The organism is Novosphingobium aeonii (genome assembly GCF_052279045.1).
GTDB lineage: Bacteria > Pseudomonadota > Alphaproteobacteria > Sphingomonadales > Sphingomonadaceae > Novosphingobium.
This window is the reverse complement of the sequence record NZ_CP176834.1, coordinates 74,602-91,544: the sequence shown is the minus strand read 5'-3', so window position 1 is coordinate 91,544 and position 16,943 is coordinate 74,602. Positions and strand designations below refer to the sequence as shown.

The following is a 16,943-nucleotide window of genomic DNA, read 5'->3' as shown; positions in this document are numbered from 1 at the left end:
CTCGCGCCTATGGGCGGGCGGCGACTGGCCAACTAGGGCCGGCGCTTGCCCAGGCGATAGTAGCGCCGGCGGAGGCGGCTCCCACGCCGGGTCACCCTGCCCTGCCCGGCAGGTCCTGCTCGCTGCATGGTCTCGAGCGCGCGGCGTAGGCCATGGATCTGGTCGAGCAGGTGGAGAACGATCTCGATGCCTTCGTCGTTAATCCCGAAATCGCCTTCCAGCTGATGAATGAGCCGTGCTCTGGCGGCATCCATTTCCGAGAGCTGCAACGTGCCGGAGTGCTCGGCGACCAGCCATTCGCGCTCGATCCAGGTCGTCAGAACCTTCCGTGCGATACCCGTGCGCTGCACGAAGTCGTCCAGGTCGATCATCGGCTTGTCTCCCGCGGATTGTGTGCCCTGCCCGCCTCCCAGCTTTTCACGAAGGCTTCGAGCTCCGGATCGGTCGGCTTGGGCAGTACGATCTTGAGCCTGACCAGTTCGTCGCCGCGACCGCCGCCTGCACGCGGGGCCCCCTGCCCCTTCAGCCGCAATGTGCTGCCGCTGTTCGAACCGGCCGGCACCGTCATCGACACCTGGCCCGTCGGTGTCGCGACCTGGATCTTGCCGCCAAGTACCGCTTCGCTCAGCGAGATCGGAACCTCGAGAACGAGATCATCGCCTTCTCGCGCAAATCGCGGATCGGGCAGAACCTCGAGCATGATATAGGCGTCACCGGGGCCGCCGCTGCCAAAGCCCATCCCGCCCTTGCCCTTGAGGCGCAATGTCTGGCCATCGACGATCCCGGCGGGAATCTTGACGTCGAGCGTACCACCGCCCGGCAGGGTCAGTCGCTGTTCGCCGCCCGTGATCGCCTGCGCCAAGGTCAGACCCAGGCGGAACTGGAGATCCTCGCCGCGCCGATTGGGCTGCGCTCTCCCACGTTGCCGGAACAAGTCGGCGAACAGGTCCTCGTCGAAATCCGCAAAGCCGCCGCTGTTGGCATATCGGCCGTAATCATTGCTGGCATAGTCCCGGTAATAGCCCTGCGGCGGCCGCTCGGCGCCGGTCTCGTCGATCTCGCCGGCGTCGAAGCGACGCCGCTTTTCGGGATCGCGAAGGAGATCATAGGCTCCCGCGACGGCTTTGAACTTGTCTTCAGCCGTCCGGTCGCCAGGATTGAGATCGGGATGGAGGGTCTTGGCGAGCTTTCGGTAGGCCTTCTGAATTTCATCCGCCGAGGCTGTCGGCGATACCCCCAAAACCTCATAAGGACTGCTCAACGTGGTGCCCTCGCTCCTGTATCATTGGCCCAGCGCGGCATAGCCGCGCTCATCCAATTTTGTTGCGGTCGGGACAAAAACAAGATTTCGGTCGGGGCTGGCTGCACGATTTTCTTCTGGCTCCGTCCCGCCGTCAGGGCCGCCGGCAAATGAGCGCTGACACTCAGTCTAACCTCTAATCTGCATCAACCGAAGCAGCGAGCCGCCACCAGGACAACGGCCAGAACCGCGAACGACAGGACGAGACTGCTAAGGACGTAGCCTATCGCTGCCGCCTGTTCGCCGCGTTCCCAGAGACTGTACGCGTCAAGGCTGAACGTCGACCAGGTGGTGAAGCCGCCGATGAGGCCGGTGTCAGGAAGACCCGCAGCTCATGGCTGGTCCCCGAGCGCATCGAAAGCACTACGATGACCAACCCCATCAGCGCTGAGCCGAAGACATTTATGGCCAGGGTTCCAGAGGGAAAGCTCGGTCCGAGCAGTCGAAGCGATACAAGACCTACGAGATGGCGTAGCGCGCCACCTATCCCTGAACCCACGAACACGATGAAGAACAAACGCATGATTCCTCCTTCGCCAGATGGCGCCGGTAGGAATCATCGTCCCTTGCGAGGGCGGTTCGGCGATGTGCCAGGCAGGAATCCATTGTCTTCCGCAACATTTAGCGGGCGATATATGTGATCAATAATTGCCGAAACGACGCGGCCGGCGGCGCCTGGCCGAGCCTCCGGTCGGCCCGGGGATAAGGAGCAGCCGCCAAGTGGCGGGGACACTGCGACTATGGCTGCGCGTATCCAACCGTTGCTTGCGCCACCAGGCGATCCTCGCGCCCCTGCCAGATCCGCACGTCGATCGTTGATAGCCTGCGCCCGAGTTTGAGCAGCCGGGCATCGGCATGGATCGCCTCGAACTGGCAGGCCCGCAAGAAAGAGATCGAAAGGTTATGTGTTACTGCCATAGGTTCAGGACCATAATGGGCGGCAATCGCAGCATACGCCGCGATGTCGGCCAGCGCCATCAACGAAGGGCCTGATACGATCCCTCCAGGCCGCGCCATCGCCGCAGTCGGCTCGAGCAGCATCCGGACACGCCCCGGAGCGATCTCCACGAGCGAACCTAAATTGGCGCGCGCTTCGAGCGGAAAGGCGGCGTCGAGAAACGCATTGAGGCCGTCAAAATCCAGGCGCGGTTCGGGAAGATCATTGTTCATGTCGACCGCTCTTATCGCAGGAAACCTGTTCTGATAACCGAAAGGAAAATCAAGCCGATCAGGCCTATCTACCTCTTCGCTGCCCATACCCGGGCTGGCGGGCCCTAACCCAACCGAGGCGCGCTGCCTCTGCCGCTCGTGACTAGGCCGGACGACGCCGCCGAGCGGCCTTCAGGCCTGTCCAAATCACGGCGCGCGAGCTTCATGGCAACGACCACGCCCGCCGCGAACAGCGCGCCCTCAACGAACGCAGAGGCCGCCTCGGCCACCGGACCAAGACCTTGCTCGCCGAACAGGCCGCCGATCTGCGCAAGGCCGATCCGCGATTGCGGGAATGTCTGGACGAGTTGCTCGAAACTCCCGGCCATGAGATGTCCGCCAAGAAGAACGACAACGCTGCCCGCCGCACCGCCGCAAAGCGCCGCGCGCGCTGCCACAGAGCGAAGGGAACGATCAGAGCGGCCCATGCCGGACAAAGTAGCACCAAGGCCTACCCCAGCCCCCAGGAAAAGCCCCTCGAGCCCGCCCGTAATCCCTGTCGGTGACTGGCCGAACAGGAGATTGAACGCGTCGATCCCAAGCAACTTCACGACGCCGCCGACGATCATTCCGCCGACTGCGCCGCCAAGAGTAAGCCATGGGCGTTTGCCTGCGGCCTCGGCTATGGCGATCCCCAGGCTGACGCCCGCGCCGCCCACGAAAGCCACCGCCAAGGTGAGCCAGAGCAACACGAAGACGGAGGACGCGGCGCCGCCTCCGCCTGGCAGTGGCGGCGTCGCGGCGACAAACCCATAGGCGAGCCCGCCGATCAATCCGGCGCCCCCAGCACCCAGCGTTCCGGCTCCCGCCATCATCGCTACGCGGCGGAGCGCCGAGAGCGCGGCCGACGGGTGAAGCGTGTGGGGGGCCGAGTCTTCGGCCGGGGCAGAGCCTTCGCGCCAGTTGACCTCGGCAATGAAGCGGTAGCCATGCTTGGGTACCGTCTCGATGAAATGCGGACGGCTCGCATCGTCACCCAGGCGCTGGCGAAGGAGCCGGATGCACTGGGTCAGCGCCTCGTCGGTGACAGGCACATCTTTCCAGACTTCACTTAGAAAACGGTCCTTGCCGACGAGCGACCCGGCATTGCGCACGAGAAGCGCCAGTGCGTCGAGATAGCGCGCGTTGAGGTCGACCGGAACGCCGTCACGCAGCAGGCGCCGATCCTCGGGATCGAGGACGAACTGGCCGAAATGATATCCACGCGGCGGCACTTTTCAGCAAAACCTCATATGCTTCTCATGACGCTCATCGGTCTTTCCGGGACCCTGATGATCTCATCTCGAATGGAGGCGATATCATGGATGATCATCGGAACGATAGTTACGCAGCACCAGACAATGGCTGGCTCAAGCAGGCGCTCAACCCGTGGCGGATCTCGGCCTGGGGCCTCGCGTTGCTCCTGCTCGTGCTCCCCGCCATCGCGATGCACTACACCCCGCAGGTGCGTTGGGACGAAACCGACTTTCTCGTCATGGGCCTCATGCTTGGCGGAATGGGGCTCGCCGCCGAATGGATGATCCGGCGCTCGCCCAATCTCTGGTCCCGCGCGGCCAGCGTGGTATCGCTCCTCACCGTTTTCCTGACGATCTGGGCAAATCTCGCGGTCGGCATGATCGGGTCGCAAGACAATCCCTTCAACCTCCTCTTCGCGGGCGTGCCTGTCATCGCCCTCATCGGCTCGGCGATGGCGCGCCTCAAGCCGCGCGGCATGGCGATCTCCCATGGCGCGGCTGCCGCTGCCCAGGCAGGCATCGCGGCCATGGGCGCACAGATTGACGCGCGCGGCGGGACATTCAGCGCCCTGTTCGCAGGTCTTTGGCTTATCGCCGCGGTCCTCTATTGGCTGGCCGCCTCGAGGGCCGAGGGCACGGCGACATCGTCGCGGTAGCCCTTGATCCAAGTACCACGCTCGCTTTTGGCGCCGCAGGGCTGAGCGATCTGTCCGCCTCATCGCTGCGCAAGTATCGGCGCGGCTTAAAGCCTGTTGACGCTCTGACCGATGATGCCCACCCCTTGGTGCAACGCTGCCCCGCCCCGGATACGAACTGGAGACGTGCCATGAGCCTTGCCGATCTGCTTCCCGAAGGAAGCCTCGACGCCTTTACCCAGCAACTTGGCATTTCGCGCGAAGATGCCGAGCGCGGGGCGCAGGCTCTTCTTCCTTCGCTCATCGGCAGTATCAACGGCAAGACAGCGGCCCCGGTTGAACCGGCGGGTCTAGCGGCGCAGGTCCAGGCGCTGGGCGGCTCGGGGCTCATCGATAATGTCGTCGGCTCCAGCCCCACTGACACCGGCCTTGGCAATCAACTGCTGGGGAGCCTGTTCGGCTCGAAGGACGTCAGCCGGGAGGTCGCCGGGGAAGCATCGCAAGCCACTGGCCTCGATCCCGCGATCCTCAAGAAGATGCTCCCTATCCTCGCGATGCTCGTCGCGGGGCACCTCGCCAAGCGCTCCGGGGGGCAGCAGGGCGGACTGGAATCCATTCTCGGCAGCATTGCCGGTGCGCTCGCCGGTAGCGGTGGGTCCTCCGGGAGCGCCGCATCAGCCGGCGGAATCGGCGGCATATTGGGATCGATCCTGGGCGGCCGTTGACCGCCCTCCCTTCAACCGACTTTGGGGCAGGCCGGCTTATGGACGACCGCGCGCAGATCGAGCATGCCGAAGGCCGGCTTCGCGCGGCGATGCTCGCCAGCGATGTGGCGACCCTCGATGCCCTGCTCAGCCCCGATCTGATTTCTACCAACCAGGTCGGCGTGCGGCTCGACAAGGGCGATGATCTCGGCGCTCATCAGTCCGGCCTGCTTCGCATCGAACAACTGGACCTCATCGAGCCACCCCTCATTCGCCTCCTGGGCGACAGCGCGGTGGTCTGCGTCACGGTCCAGTTGTCGGGATCCTACGACGCCCAACCTTTCAGCGGCACCTTCGCCTATACGCGCTGCTGGCACCGGCTGCCGGGCGGTCAGTGGCGCATCGAGGCAGCCCATTGCTCGCCCGTCGTTCGGCCATGATCGTTCCGCAGGATCGGCGCGGTCGTTGACCGGCCGACCGCTTCCCTCGCGCTCCTAAGCTCGCAAGACCACGGTCTGGAACGCGCTCGCGGCTTGCGGACGCCCGAACAGCCAGCCCTGCAAGCGGCCGCAGCCCGCGAGGCGCGCAAGCTGCGCCTGTCCCGGTGTCTCGATCCCTTCGGCGCAGACTTCAAGATGATAGGCCTTCGCCAGGCCGACGATGGAGACCAGAACCTCTCGCATATCAGGCTCCGATTCCAGCGGAGCAAGGAACGACCTGTCGATCTTGAGCCGGTCGATCGTGAGTTGCTGGAGATAGGCGATGCTCGCAAACCCGGTGCCAAAGTCGTCGAGCGCCATGCGGATACCGAGTGAGCGCAGCCGGTCGATCACAGCCGCCGCGACCTGGGGACGGCGCAGCAGCAGGCTTTCGGTGATTTCCAGCTCCAGCCGCTCGGGAGGAAACCTGGTCCGTTCCAGGACCTGCTGAACCTCGTCGTAAAGATTGCCATCCCAGAATTGCGCCGGCGACAGGTTAACGGCCAGATCAAGCCCGGTCTCGCGTATTTCCCGGCAGGCATGGAGAAGCACCTGGCGGCCGATCGCGTTGATCAGCCCGCTGATCTCGGCGATGGGAATGAACACGTCCGGCGGGACATCGCCATGGACGGGATGAGACCAGCGCGCCAGCGCCTCGACGGCGACGACCTCGCCCGACTGGGCATCGACGATCGGCTGATAGCAGACGTAGATCTCTTCGTCCTCGACCGCGCGCTTGAGATCCTGCTCGAGCCGCTGGCGCCTTTCATGGCCTTCGTCGAGCGAGGGGTGGTAGACCCGCGCGCAGTTCCTGCCCGCATCCTTGGCGGCATACATGGCAACGTCCGCCTTGCGAATGAGCTCTTCCGCGCTATCGCAGGATGTGTCGCTCTCGAAATAGCCGATACTGGCCCCGATTGCGATGCTGTAGGCGCCAACCTTGAACGGCGTCGAGAACGCTTCGAGAATGGCCTCACATGTCGCGGCCGCCACGCCAGGCGATGGCGATCCCAAGAGAACGGCAAACTCGTCGCCGCCCGCGCGTGCGATAAAAGCTTCGCCCGCCGCGGCTTTCAAGCGACCAGCGGCTTCCTTGAGCAGAAGATCGCCGGCACTATGGCCGTAGACGTCATTGGCATCCTTGAACCCGTCGAGATCGAGGAACAGCAGGGCCAGTCCTTGCCTTGCCGCGACAAGCTCGCCCAGTCGTTCCCCCAACGCGCGGCGATTGGGCAGTTCGGTCAAGGTATCGTGATCCGACAGATGCCGGGCAATAAGTTCGCTTGCGCGCAGCGCCTCGATCGACTGGCCGCCCCGGCGAAGAATAAGACCGGCCGCCACAAAGGCGACGAAGCCCACCGCCAGTATCGCCGGCACCAGATGCTGCCTCAGCGATGCACCCGGATGATGCGACCGCCATTCCAGCCAGGCGATCCGTTCGCCCGACCGGCCCTTGATGGCGATGGCGTCCATTCCGGCTGTCCGGTTCCCCAGCGTCAGCCGCACATCATGTACATTGAGTTCGCGCGTGAGGTCCGCCAAAAACGCCTCGTCGACGTGACGGGCGATGACCAGAAGGCGGGTCGGCCCTCGGGGCGCCGCGATCTTACCCGTCAAGGGCACCACGGCGGCCGTGGCATAGACCATGACCTGGTTGCCTGAGCGCGTGAAGCCGCTGACGATCGGACTGCCCTCGGACGGCAAGCGCCGGACTTCGGCGATCGAGCGAACGAAGTTGGCGCCAAGACGCAAGTGAGCGGTGTTCGCGGCGATCTTTCGGTCTTTGAAGCTGTAAAGGGTCCGATCGTCCGCACCGAGCACGAAGATGTCGGAATATCCCTGGGTGCGGCCCAGATAGGCCACGACATTGTCGTCCATCCAGGCCGCATCGAAGCTCGAACCGATGTGACGCACGGCATCGTCCCATTTCGCGTAATCCTGCAGATCGTGCTGCACCATCGCGGAAGCGGTGGCGAACGCGCCCCCGAGCGCTTGCCGCTCCCGCTCGAGCTGCTGAGCATCCTGGGCACGAGTGCTCAGGAAAATGAGAAGGAAGATGAAACCGAAGCATACGCTGAGCAGCGACAGGAGCGGCCAAAGATACTGCCGTGGCACAGAAACGCGGAGAAGTCGGACAGCTACGGCCATGGACTCGCGATATCGCAACTTGGTTAAGGCTCTCCTGCCGATTACCTCGGTCAAGATCGAACGGCCGGTTGACGAGCCTTCCAGACATCCGGCGCCCAGTGTTGCTGCTTCGCTGCAAAGCCGACCGATCTCAGTTTGGAGGAGGCGATCCCTGTGCATCCCGCGTGACAGCTGGCGAAGATGGCCCGTTGTCATCGTCGCCCGGCACGGACATGTCGCCTGCCAGCCGGTCACGATAGAGGGCGGCACGGGCCAGCAGCATGAGGGTCAGCGGCGTCGTCAAAGTCACGAACACCGCAATGAGGATCTCATGCACAACGGGCCTGGACTGCATCGCGGAAAAACAGGTGATGGACGCCATGAGGATGAAGGCCGTGCCCAGCGTCGGGCCGAGCGTCGGCGGATGGAGGCGCTCATAAAAGGTCTTCATCCGCACGAGGCCGACCGTGCCGATAAGCGTGACACTCGCGCCGAGCAGCAGGCAGATACCCACGATCAAGGCCGCCCAGGGCGGAAGGTCAGGCGCCTGGATCATTCGATCACCTCGCCGCGCATCAGAAATTTCGCCAATGCCACGGTTCCCGCAAAGCCCAGCAAGGCGATAATGAACGCGGCCTCGAAGAACAGGGTGCGTCCGGTCTGGATGCCGTATGTAAGCAAGAGCAGCATTGCGGCCAGATAAAGCGCGTCGAGGCCCAGCACCCGGTCCTGCGCGCGCGGTCCACGTAGAATCCGGAAGCTTGCGCAGGCCATGGCCAGGCCCAGAAGGATTTGGGCTGCAGTGATCGCCAGGCCCAGGAGGAGGTGGCTCAAACGAAAATCTCCTTCAGGAGGCGCTCATAGCGGCCCTTGATGAGCGCGATCCAGTCCGCCTCGTCCTTCAGGTCGAGGACATGGATGAGCACTGTCTGCCGATCGGGGTCATGCTGAAGCCAGATGGTGCCGGGCGTCGCCGTGATGATGACCGCCAGAGTGGTAAGCGCATAGGGATTACGCAGTTCGAGCGGCACTTCAATGAACCCCGACCGCCGCCGCCGCGAACCGAACAGAACGATGCGCGCGACCGCGAGATTGGAGCGCAGGATATCCAGCAGCACCAGGCCGACGAGGCGCGGCACCGCCCTCCCCCACCGGATCTCGGCTGACGCTGGCCCGAGCGGGCGCATCACTTGCGGCACGAGCAGCGACGCCGCCGCCGCCAGAAGGCATTGCCCCGCAGAGACGCCGCTCAGAAGGATCCACAGGAGAAAAACTGCCGCCGCCAGTAGCGGATAGGGGAAGAGACGGCCGATCATCGCGGCGCGCCCCCGCGAGACCCCAGCACCGCCTCGATATAGGCACGCGGCGCACCCAGGCCCCCAGCGGTCGTCTCGACATAGCGGTAAAGCGGACCCGCCGCGACCATGAGGGACAGGCAGACCCCCAGCAGCAGCCCGATCGGGACAACCTCGATCACGCTAAGGCGGGCCGGCGCATCCTCGCCCGGCGTCCAGAGAAGATCGATGCCGGCGCGGGTCATGGCGACCAGCGTCGCGAGACCCGAAAGGATGATCAGGCCGGCAAGCGTCCACGCGGAAGGGGAAATGGCGTCCTGGTCGAACAGGGCGGAAATGATCGCGAACTTGGCAATGAAGCCGGAAAGAGGCGGCAGACCGGCGAGAAGGAGCGTGCAGAAGATGAAAGCGCCGCCCAGGACCGCGATCGTGCCCGGGATTATGATCCCGACCTCGTCCGCCTCCTCGCTGACCGCGCCCACATATTCGTCGTCGAATACGGGCTCGGCGATCCCCGCGATCAGATCCTCCTCGTCGGCATTGCGCTCCACCGGTTCGATGAGCAGGTAGAGCGCGCCCACCGCGAGCGTCGAGCTCACCAGATAGAAGAGCAGCGCAGCCACCAGCGCCTGACCGCCCAGCCCGATCGCCGCGATCAGCGTACCTGAAGACACCAGCACATAGTGACCCGCGACCCGGGTCAACTGGCGGGTCGCCAGAATGCCCAAGGTTCCGAACAGCATCGTCGCGAAGCCCAGGAGAACCAGCGCATGATCGGCAAAGCCCACCGCCGCGCCCGAGCCTTCGCCGAATAGCAAAGAGGTGAGCCGCAGGATGATGTAGACGCCGACCTTGGTCATGATCGCGAAAACCGCAGCGACAGGCGGCGCAGCCGCTGCATAGGTACGCGGCAGCCAGAAATTGAGCGGCCAGATGCCCGACTTGACGAGAAAGGCGACACCCAAAACCGCGGCGCCCGCCTCGAGCAGCATGAGATCCCCGCGCGCGACCTGCGGGGTCTTCACCGCGATGTCGGCCATGTTGAGCGATCCTGTCACTGAGTAAATCATCGCGACCCCAGCCAGGAACAGCAGCGATGTCGCGATATTGATCGTGATATAGTGAAGGCTTGCCCGCGTGCGCTCCTCCCCCGAGCCATGCAGGATCAAGCCGTAGGATGCGGCCAGCAGCACTTCGAAGAATACGAAGAGGTTGAAGATGTCGCCGGTCAGGAAGGCGCCGTTGATCCCAGCCAGCAGAAGCAGGAACAGCGCATGGAAACGCGGACCCGAGCGGTCCCACCGCGCCAGCGCATAGACCAGCGCCGTCACTCCCAAGAGATCGGTCAGGAGGACCATCATGGCCGAAAGGCGGTCCGCGACCAGAACGATGCCGAAGGGTGCCGGCCAGTCGGCAAGACGATAGACCTGCGGCCCGCCGGTGCCGCCGCCCAGTTGTCCATCGCAGCTCAGCACCAGCAGCCCCGCGACGGCGACCATGGTGACAGCCGTCACGAGGCTGATCGCCCGCTTGAGCCTGCGTCGCCGCTCGGCCACCGCCAGCAGCAGCGCGCTGGCCACGATCGGCAGGACGACGAGCAGGACGGGCAGATGCTGGAGCCAGGCGGGAGCCGCACTCATGGCTCTTCATCCTCGCCGTCGACGTGGTCGGTTCCGGTCAGGCCACGCGCGGCAAGCAGCACCACCAGGAGCAGCGCCGTCGTCGCGAACGAAATGACGATAGCCGTCAGCACCAGCGCCTGGGGCACGGGATCGACGTAAAGCGCCGCATCGACGGCCTTGCCGTCTACGATCGGCGGCGCATCGGTCCGCAGCCGGCCTGCGGCCAGGATGAAGAGATTGACCGCGTAGGAGAGGAGCGACAGTCCGAGCACCACCTGGAACGTGCGCGGGCGAAACAGCAGCCACAGGCCGCTGGCGACGAGGATGCCGATCGCAAGAGCCAGCACCGCCTCCATCAACTCTCACCCTCGGCAGAATCGTCGGGCGAAGACCCGGCCGCGGGACGCGCCCGCGGCGCGCGGATCGATTGATGGGCAAGCGCGATCAGGATCAGCGCTGTCGTCCCCACCACCACCATGAACACGCCAATGTCGAACAGCAGCGCGCTCGCCACCGGCACCGCGCCTGCCAGCGGCACCTCGAAATACTGAAAATAGGTGGTGAGGAACGGCGCGCCGAACAGGAGCGCTCCGGCGCCGGTCGCTACCGCGCAAACCAGGCCCGCGCTGATCCAGACCAGCGGCTGCACATTGAGCCGGGCTTCCACCCAGCGCGTGCCGCCCGCCATATAAAGGATGATGAGTGCGATCGAAGCGGTCACCCCCGCCGCGAAGCCGCCGCCCGGCCAGTCGTGGCCGCGCACCAGGAGATAGAGCGCGAACGTGGCGATTATCGGAAACAGCCATTCCATGAGGACCCGAGGGACCATGAGATAGTGGCGCGCCGTGTCGCCTCGCTCCCGCTCCAAGCCCGCGTCGTCGAAGGCATTCTGGACCTTCTGCTGGTCAGGCGCTTCGACGCTTTCCGCAGCGGGCCGGAACCGACGCAGCAGCGAGAAAATGGTCACAGCAACGATCGACAGCACCGTGATCTCGCCCAGGGTGTCGAAACTGCGGAAATCGACCAGGATGACGTTGACGACATTCTTGCCGCCGCCGCCGGGATAGGCCTGTTCCAGGAAAAAGCGTCCGACGCCTTCGGGGGGCACGCGCGTCATCATCGCATAGGATAGCGCCGCCATGCCGACGCCCCCTATGCCTGCCAACAGCAGGTCGCCACCGCGGCGCAGACGAACGGCGAGCGGTGTCTGCGCGCCCGGCCAGACGTTCGGACGGCGCAGCGGAAGCCAACGCAGCCCAAGCAGGAGAAGGACCAGGGTCACGGTCTCGACCAGTAGCTGCGTGAGTCCCAGGTCCGGCGCCGACAGCCAGATGAAGCTGACGCAGGTCATGAGCCCGGCGACGCCGACCATCACGAGGGCGGCCAGCCGATGGAACTTCGCGCGGTTGGCCGCGCCGATCGCAGCGGCCCCGCCGATCAGCCAGAGCAGAGCGAATATGGGATCCAGAAGCGTGCGCGGCGCGCCGGCGCTATAACCCAGGAGGAAGACCGGCAAGGCGCCGGCACAGAGCGCGGTCACGATGAGGAGGCGCAGTTGCACCTGCAACCGGCCCGAGCTGATCGCCCCATAGGCGGACCGCGCACCCTGAATGAGACCGGTCAGCGTCCGCTCGAACAGGCGATGTCCTTTCAGATGGCCGATGACCGGGGACGTTTCGACGCTGTTGAGCCGCCGTCCGAAGATCCGGTAGAGCAGGAGGCCGCCGGCCAGTGCGATCCCGCTCATAAGCAGGGGCAAGGTGAAGCCATGCCAGACCGCAAGGTCATAAGCCGGCGTGCGCGCGCCCAGCACGGCGCGAGCAGCGTCACCGAGCAGCGGGCCGATCGTCGCGGCAGGCGCGACGCCCACGACCAGGCAGAGCAGCACAAGCACCTCGATCGGCAGCCGCATCCAGTGGGGCGCCTCGCCAGGCTGGTGCGGCAGGCCGCTGGGCAGCGGGCCAAAAAAGGTCTGGTGGATGAAGCGCACCGAATAAAGCACGCTGAACATGCTGGCGAGCGTCGCCAGCACGGGCAGCGCCTTGTCGAGCACGGTGCCGCTATGCGCCCCGAGCGCCTCGGCCAGGAACATCTCCTTAGACAGGAAGCCGTTGAGCAGCGGCACACCGGCCATCGCCGCCGCCGCCACCATTGCCAGCGTCGCGGTGACCGGCATGCAGCGAAAGAGGCCGCTCAGCCGCCGCAGATCGCGTGTGCCCGTCTCATGGTCGATGATCCCTGCCGCCATGAACAGCGACGCCTTGAAGGTCGCGTGGTTCACGGTGTGGAAGATCGCCGCCACAGCAGCGAGCGGACTGCCGAGCCCCAGAAGCAGCGTGATGAGCCCGAGATGGCTGATGGTCGAATAGGCGAGCAGGCCCTTGAGATCATGCTGGAAGATCGCGGCCCAGGCCCCGACCAGCAATGTGGCAAGGCCTGTGGTCGCGACGATCAGATACCAGGCCTGCGTGCCGGCCAGCACCGGCCAGAGCAGGATGAGTATGAAGATGCCGGCCTTCACCATCGTCGCGGAATGGAGATAGGCCGAGACCGGGGTGGGCGCCGCCATCGCATGTGGCAGCCAGAAGTGGAACGGGACCTGCGCGCTTTTCGTAAAGGCGCCGATCAGCACCAGCACGAGCGCGGGAAGATAAAGGGGATGGGCGCGGATTAATCCGCCCGAAGAGAGGACGACGTCAAGATCATAGCTGCCGGCGATGTGCCCGATAAGCAGAAAGCCCAGGAGCAGGCAGACGCCGCCCGTGGCGGTCACTATTAGCGCCATGCGCGCACCGTCGCGCGCGCCCTGATTGTGATGCCAATAGCCGATGAGGAGAAAGGAAAAGAGGCTGGTGAGCTCCCAGAAGAATATGGTCTGGATGAGATTGCCCGACAACACGATGCCCAGCATTGAGCCCATGAAGGCCATCAGAAAGCTGAAGAAGCGCGGCACCGGATCGTCCGGCGACATGTAATAGCGCGCATAGAGAACGACCAAGGCTCCGATCGCGAGAACCAGCAGCGCGAACAGCCAGGTAAAGCCGTCCAGACGCAGGACCAGATCGAGCCCGAGGGACGGCAGCCAGGGCTGGTCGATGCGCACCACGTCCCCTAACGATACGGCCGGATAGAAGCTGAGGAGCGCCCCGATCGCCAGCAGGGTGACGACCCCTGCCAAGCTCGAAGCCAGATTGCGGGTCACCGAGGGTAGAAAGGCTGCGGCCAGGCTCGCGAGAAACGGCAAGGCGAGCACCAGGTAGAGAAGGTGCGGCTTGATCACGATACCAACCCCTCCCCTTCCCGCAAGGCGCGACCCTGGTGCCGCCGATGTCGGATCATGACCTGTCCCGGGCGCCAGGCGCGCTTGGTTGATATCAAAACCGATTGCACCCCCTCATATCCCCTGCAGCGGCCTGAACGGTCTTTCCTCCTGTGAAACACGGCGGCGCGCGATTGGCTCCCCGCCGGAGATGGACTCGGCCCCTTTCTCACGCGTCCGCAGAATGGCGCACGATCAGAAGGTCGCCCTCGAGCGCTTCGACCAGACGCTTGGCCGTGCTGCCCATCAGCGCGTCGAACAGGGCGCCATGTCCGTGGCTGCCGACAACCGTGAGATCGACGCGCTGGTCCTCTACATAGTCGGGGAGAAGGGCCTCGGGCGCGCCGTAATCGGCCACCACCGAAACCTTGCCGCGCAGACGGGCGTCGAGGCGGTCATCGGCGCGAACCTTCGCCATCATGTCCTCTTGCATCGTCAGAAGCGCGCGCCCGTCCTGCCGCGCGTCGGCGAGCGCGGCACTGGGGACGTCATAGGCATGAAATAGCGTAAATGCCGCTTGGGGAAACAGGTCCCAGGCAGTCTGCAGTCCCGCAATCGACGCATCGGAAAAGTCCGTCGCCACGACGATCTCGCGATAAGGCCGGAAGGCGCGGTCGTGAACGACCAGGATCGGCTGCTCGACCTCGCGAGCCACGCGGTTGACGGTGCTACCGAACAGGATCCGGCCCATCGATTCCGCGCTCGCCGCCCCTGTCAAAATGAGATCGCAGGCTTCGCTGCGTGCATGGGCAACCAACTGTTCAGCCGGATCGCCCTGGGCCGCGATGACCCTGATCCCTTCGAACGCCTCGGCAAGGTCGCGCTGCAACCGCCAGCGCATCCGTTCGGCGGGGTCAGGCACGCGCCGCCAGGACCGCTCTCGCCGATCGAACATCGAGCCGGACTGGTCGGCCGCGTCCATGACATGAACCGCCACCAGTTCGGCCTGGCTCTCCCTCGCCAACTGGACGGCGCGGTCGAGGGCGCGATCGCATCGCGGGGTAAGATCCGTCGCCACGAGGATCTTCCTGATCGTGGCTGCAACAGGCTCGGTCAAACGACGCTCCTTCCGGTTCGCCCCCCAAGCTGCTGAAGCTAGAACATTTCGCCTTTTACATCCACCTACGCCCGCCTGAATGGGTGCGTTGCCGGCCCGCGGATCAGGGAACCGTAAGGCCCCAAGCGCCTTCTATGGCGATGGCAGTTTGAAATCCGGAGAAGACTAATGAATCGCGCCTTGTTCGCTCTGGCCTGCTCGGCTGTCCTTATCACAGGTTGCAACAGGGCCGATTCCCCCAGTGATATCGCCGAGGACAAGGTCGAACACGACGCCGAAGCAGCGGCGGCCGCCGCCGGCCCGACTCCGGCTGCGCTCGGTCTCACCGAGGTCCAATTGCTGGAAGCGGACCTGGTCGGCGGCAACGGCGTGGAACTCGGAGACGTGAAGTCGCTCGTGCGCGGCCCGGACGGCTCGGTGTCACAGCTTCTGATCGAGATCGAGGACAGCCATCCTGACAAGTTCGTCCACGTTCCCGTGGCCGGATTGCAGGTCGTTCGCAAGGGCAATGACACCGACCTTTCGACGACGATGACAAGGGAACAATTGAACGCCCTGCCCTCAGTCGACCTCACGAAAACGCAAGGCGCTTCCGGAACCTGACACGAGCGGGCCTTAAGGTCCCTGGTGGCCCCATAGGGAGATGCTTGCCCTATTGGCTGGTATGATCCGGATCACCAGCAGGAGTCCGACAGCGGCGGCCAGGGCCCGCGATATCGCAACGTGGTAAGGCTCTCCTGCCGGTCACCTCGGGATAGGCCGTGTCAAAGCTATCGATCAGGCGGCGCTGGCCTCTTCATAAGCCTGCGTTTCGGCAGCGATGAGAATGTCGGCAAGCATCCAGTAGGCTTCGCCCCAGGCAGCCAGCACGTCGTCCGTGGCGACTTCGGCGCCCAGAACTTCACGGATCGCCGGAAGTAGAGCGGCCGCGACATGGGGATAGTGCTCGGGCCTGACGCCGGTCTCGACGTGCCGGGCGACCATGCGCTGCACGGCGCTCCCAAGGTTCTGGAGCTTATCGATATTCCTTGCGTAGGCCAGGATCGCGCCGGCGAGCCGGCGCGGCTGCTCCCCGCTTTCCTGCGCCGCCCGATCGAACATGGCGGCGATCTCGGGATCCTGCAGCAGCCGGGCATACATGGCCGTGGTGATCTCAACGCCGTGCTTCTCAAGAGCGGGGGCCGTGGCCTTGACGATCTCCATGGCGGCGGGTGAGGCTGTACGCATCAGGGAACTCCTTGATAAACTACCGAGGTTGGGAACGAGGGGACGTGCCGGTCAGGCGATCAATCCATCCTTAGAAATTCGACGTGGAAGCGGACCGGCCCCACCGGCGCCACATGGTGCAGGATGGTCGGTTCGACCACGCCCGGCTCGCCGGCCGCGGTGAGGATCCGCTCCGAAGGCGGCCGACGCTCGTCCGTCACCACATAGCGAAGCGCGCCGTTTTCTACCCGGATGAGGCCCCAGGTGCCCTCCTTGGTCGAATGGTCGCCCGGCAGGCCTGCCGGGATGGTGGTTTCGGTAAAGGTCGCGGTGCGCTTGTAGGACTTGGCGTTCGCTGGGATCGCGACAGTCATGCGGCGCTCCGTTCGCGATAAAACTGCATCCCTAGCTGAAGGCTTTGGGCGATACGGTCCGCCTTGTCCTGGAACGCCCTGGCGACGGCCGGCGCGAGAAGTTCGTCCGTGGTCTCTCGCCAGATCGCGAGCCAGCGGGCAAAGGCCTCCTTACTCAACGCCCTTTCGTGACGGATATGGGCGGGCATCGGCTGGCCTTTGTAGCGCCCGCTTGCCAGCATCACCGACGACCAGAAATCCTTCAGCTTCGCCAGATGATGGGGCCAGTCGTCGATGGCACTCTCGAAGATCGGCCCGAGCAACGCATCCGCCCGGACGCGGGCATAGAAGGCAGGCACGAGCAGGTCGATGGCGGTTTCGTCGATAGAGCAAGCAGACATG

The 16,943-nt window shown here is 64.7% G+C and carries 19 protein-coding genes and 1 pseudogene; 4 read left to right on the top strand and 16 right to left on the bottom strand.

From position 1 onward, the window contains the following. Nucleotides 1-32 precede the first annotated feature (32 nt). The 5 genes and pseudogenes from ACLIMP_RS25145 to ACLIMP_RS25125 all read right to left on the bottom strand — a co-directional run bounded on the left by ACLIMP_RS25145 (nt 33) and on the right by ACLIMP_RS25125 (nt 3,723). The gene (locus ACLIMP_RS25145) at nt 33-371 is read right to left on the bottom strand and encodes a chaperone modulator CbpM (protein ID WP_048938886.1); all 339 of its coding nucleotides are present in this window, start codon (nt 369-371) and stop codon (nt 33-35) included. After that, nucleotides 368-1,261 carry a DnaJ C-terminal domain-containing protein gene (locus tag ACLIMP_RS25140; protein WP_036530448.1) on the bottom strand — a complete coding sequence of 298 codons (894 nt, stop codon included), beginning with the start codon at nt 1,259-1,261 and terminating at the stop codon, nt 368-370. Before ACLIMP_RS25140 ends, ACLIMP_RS25145 begins: the two co-directional genes overlap by 4 nt. Nucleotides 1,262-1,446: 185 nt before the next feature. Next, nucleotides 1,447-1,823: pseudogene (gene crcB, locus ACLIMP_RS25135) on the bottom strand (fluoride efflux transporter CrcB). Between the two features lie 215 nt (nt 1,824-2,038). Further along, nucleotides 2,039-2,470 (bottom strand): PaaI family thioesterase, encoded by a 432-nt coding sequence (locus ACLIMP_RS25130; protein ID WP_036529323.1) that lies wholly within the window; start codon nt 2,468-2,470, stop codon nt 2,039-2,041. A gap of 104 nt (nt 2,471-2,574) precedes the next feature. Further along, nucleotides 2,575-3,723 (bottom strand): winged helix-turn-helix domain-containing protein, encoded by a 1,149-nt coding sequence (locus ACLIMP_RS25125; protein ID WP_036529326.1) that lies wholly within the window; start codon nt 3,721-3,723, stop codon nt 2,575-2,577. An 86-nt stretch (nt 3,724-3,809) separates the two neighbouring features. On the opposite strand from ACLIMP_RS25125, the gene ACLIMP_RS25120 reads away from it, so the two are divergent. From ACLIMP_RS25120 to ACLIMP_RS25110, 3 genes are all read left to right on the top strand, one after another. After that, nucleotides 3,810-4,400 (top strand): hypothetical protein, encoded by a 591-nt coding sequence (locus ACLIMP_RS25120; RefSeq protein WP_036529329.1) that lies wholly within the window; start codon nt 3,810-3,812, stop codon nt 4,398-4,400. 170 nt (nt 4,401-4,570) lie between these two features. Further along, nucleotides 4,571-5,104 carry a DUF937 domain-containing protein gene (locus tag ACLIMP_RS25115; protein WP_036529331.1) on the top strand — a complete coding sequence of 178 codons (534 nt, stop codon included), beginning with the start codon at nt 4,571-4,573 and terminating at the stop codon, nt 5,102-5,104. 38 nt (nt 5,105-5,142) lie between these two features. Then, nucleotides 5,143-5,523: a nuclear transport factor 2 family protein gene (locus tag ACLIMP_RS25110; RefSeq protein ID WP_036529334.1), complete on the top strand. Its 381-nt coding sequence runs from the start codon at nt 5,143-5,145 to the stop codon at nt 5,521-5,523. Between the two features lie 54 nt (nt 5,524-5,577). On the opposite strand, the gene ACLIMP_RS25105 is transcribed toward ACLIMP_RS25110, so the two are convergent. The 8 genes from ACLIMP_RS25105 to ACLIMP_RS25070 form a co-directional block, all read right to left on the bottom strand. Continuing rightward, the gene (locus ACLIMP_RS25105) at nt 5,578-7,944 is read right to left on the bottom strand and encodes a putative bifunctional diguanylate cyclase/phosphodiesterase (protein ID WP_443479005.1); all 2,367 of its coding nucleotides are present in this window, start codon (nt 7,942-7,944) and stop codon (nt 5,578-5,580) included. Continuing rightward, complete coding sequence (gene mnhG, locus ACLIMP_RS25100; RefSeq protein ID WP_048938887.1) at nt 7,841-8,245, bottom strand: monovalent cation/H(+) antiporter subunit G; 405 nt, start codon at nt 8,243-8,245, stop codon at nt 7,841-7,843. The genes ACLIMP_RS25105 and mnhG overlap by 104 nt, the downstream gene beginning before the upstream one ends. Next, a complete protein-coding gene (locus ACLIMP_RS25095; RefSeq protein WP_036529339.1) occupies nt 8,242-8,523 on the bottom strand; it encodes a K+/H+ antiporter subunit F in 282 nt (93 codons plus the stop codon). Before ACLIMP_RS25095 ends, mnhG begins: the two co-directional genes overlap by 4 nt. After that, nucleotides 8,520-9,005: a Na+/H+ antiporter subunit E gene (locus ACLIMP_RS25090; RefSeq protein WP_036529342.1), complete on the bottom strand. Its 486-nt coding sequence runs from the start codon at nt 9,003-9,005 to the stop codon at nt 8,520-8,522. The genes ACLIMP_RS25095 and ACLIMP_RS25090 overlap by 4 nt, the downstream gene beginning before the upstream one ends. Further along, nucleotides 9,002-10,624 (bottom strand): monovalent cation/H+ antiporter subunit D, encoded by a 1,623-nt coding sequence (locus tag ACLIMP_RS25085; RefSeq protein ID WP_036529345.1) that lies wholly within the window; start codon nt 10,622-10,624, stop codon nt 9,002-9,004. The genes ACLIMP_RS25090 and ACLIMP_RS25085 overlap by 4 nt, the downstream gene beginning before the upstream one ends. Further along, entirely contained in the window at nt 10,621-10,962 is a 342-nt protein-coding gene (locus ACLIMP_RS25080) for a Na+/H+ antiporter subunit C (protein ID WP_036529348.1), read from the bottom strand. Before ACLIMP_RS25080 ends, ACLIMP_RS25085 begins: the two co-directional genes overlap by 4 nt. Next, a complete protein-coding gene (locus tag ACLIMP_RS25075) occupies nt 10,962-13,886 on the bottom strand; it encodes a monovalent cation/H+ antiporter subunit A (RefSeq protein ID WP_048938888.1) in 2,925 nt (974 codons plus the stop codon). The genes ACLIMP_RS25080 and ACLIMP_RS25075 overlap by 1 nt, the downstream gene beginning before the upstream one ends. Before the next feature lie 208 nt (nt 13,887-14,094). Further along, nucleotides 14,095-14,982, bottom strand: a complete 888-nt coding sequence (locus ACLIMP_RS25070; protein ID WP_048938889.1) for a universal stress protein — start codon at nt 14,980-14,982, stop codon at nt 14,095-14,097. A 168-nt stretch (nt 14,983-15,150) separates the two neighbouring features. Between ACLIMP_RS25070 and ACLIMP_RS25065 the strand changes: the two genes are divergently transcribed. After that, nucleotides 15,151-15,585: a hypothetical protein gene (locus ACLIMP_RS25065; RefSeq protein ID WP_048938890.1), complete on the top strand. Its 435-nt coding sequence runs from the start codon at nt 15,151-15,153 to the stop codon at nt 15,583-15,585. A gap of 174 nt (nt 15,586-15,759) precedes the next feature. Here the strand turns inward: ACLIMP_RS25065 and ACLIMP_RS25060 are convergent, their stop codons facing one another. From ACLIMP_RS25060 to ACLIMP_RS25050, 3 genes are read right to left on the bottom strand one after another with little or no spacing between them, the layout of a single operon-like run. Beyond that, nucleotides 15,760-16,209: a globin domain-containing protein gene (locus ACLIMP_RS25060; RefSeq protein ID WP_036529351.1), complete on the bottom strand. Its 450-nt coding sequence runs from the start codon at nt 16,207-16,209 to the stop codon at nt 15,760-15,762. A 59-nt stretch (nt 16,210-16,268) separates the two neighbouring features. After that, nucleotides 16,269-16,562, bottom strand: coding sequence for a TehB family protein (locus tag ACLIMP_RS25055; protein WP_036529354.1), 294 nt, complete (start codon nt 16,560-16,562; stop codon nt 16,269-16,271). Further along, nucleotides 16,559-16,942 (bottom strand): group III truncated hemoglobin, encoded by a 384-nt coding sequence (locus ACLIMP_RS25050; RefSeq protein ID WP_036529357.1) that lies wholly within the window; start codon nt 16,940-16,942, stop codon nt 16,559-16,561. The genes ACLIMP_RS25055 and ACLIMP_RS25050 overlap by 4 nt, the downstream gene beginning before the upstream one ends. Between the last annotated feature and the right edge of the window lies 1 nt (nt 16,943).

Bases quoted from the DNA above. Each gene is read 5' to 3' on its own strand.
- ACLIMP_RS25145 (WP_048938886.1), bottom strand. From the start codon at position 371: ATGATCGACCTGGACGACTTCGTGCAGCGCACGGGTATCGCACGGAAG.
- ACLIMP_RS25130 (WP_036529323.1), bottom strand. From the start codon at position 2,470: ATGAACAATGATCTTCCCGAACCGCGCCTGGATTTTGACGGCCTCAAT.
- ACLIMP_RS25120 (WP_036529329.1), top strand. From the start codon at position 3,810: ATGGATGATCATCGGAACGATAGTTACGCAGCACCAGACAATGGCTGG.
- ACLIMP_RS25115 (WP_036529331.1), top strand. From the start codon at position 4,571: ATGAGCCTTGCCGATCTGCTTCCCGAAGGAAGCCTCGACGCCTTTACC.
- ACLIMP_RS25110 (WP_036529334.1), top strand. From the start codon at position 5,143: ATGGACGACCGCGCGCAGATCGAGCATGCCGAAGGCCGGCTTCGCGCG.
- mnhG (WP_048938887.1), bottom strand. From the start codon at position 8,245: ATGATCCAGGCGCCTGACCTTCCGCCCTGGGCGGCCTTGATCGTGGGT.
- ACLIMP_RS25090 (WP_036529342.1), bottom strand. From the start codon at position 9,005: ATGATCGGCCGTCTCTTCCCCTATCCGCTACTGGCGGCGGCAGTTTTT.
- ACLIMP_RS25085 (WP_036529345.1), bottom strand. From the start codon at position 10,624: ATGAGTGCGGCTCCCGCCTGGCTCCAGCATCTGCCCGTCCTGCTCGTC.
- ACLIMP_RS25080 (WP_036529348.1), bottom strand. From the start codon at position 10,962: ATGGAGGCGGTGCTGGCTCTTGCGATCGGCATCCTCGTCGCCAGCGGC.
- ACLIMP_RS25065 (WP_048938890.1), top strand. From the start codon at position 15,151: ATGAATCGCGCCTTGTTCGCTCTGGCCTGCTCGGCTGTCCTTATCACA.
- ACLIMP_RS25060 (WP_036529351.1), bottom strand. From the start codon at position 16,209: ATGCGTACAGCCTCACCCGCCGCCATGGAGATCGTCAAGGCCACGGCC.
- ACLIMP_RS25055 (WP_036529354.1), bottom strand. From the start codon at position 16,562: ATGACTGTCGCGATCCCAGCGAACGCCAAGTCCTACAAGCGCACCGCG.
- ACLIMP_RS25050 (WP_036529357.1), bottom strand. From the start codon at position 16,942: ATGTCTGCTTGCTCTATCGACGAAACCGCCATCGACCTGCTCGTGCCT.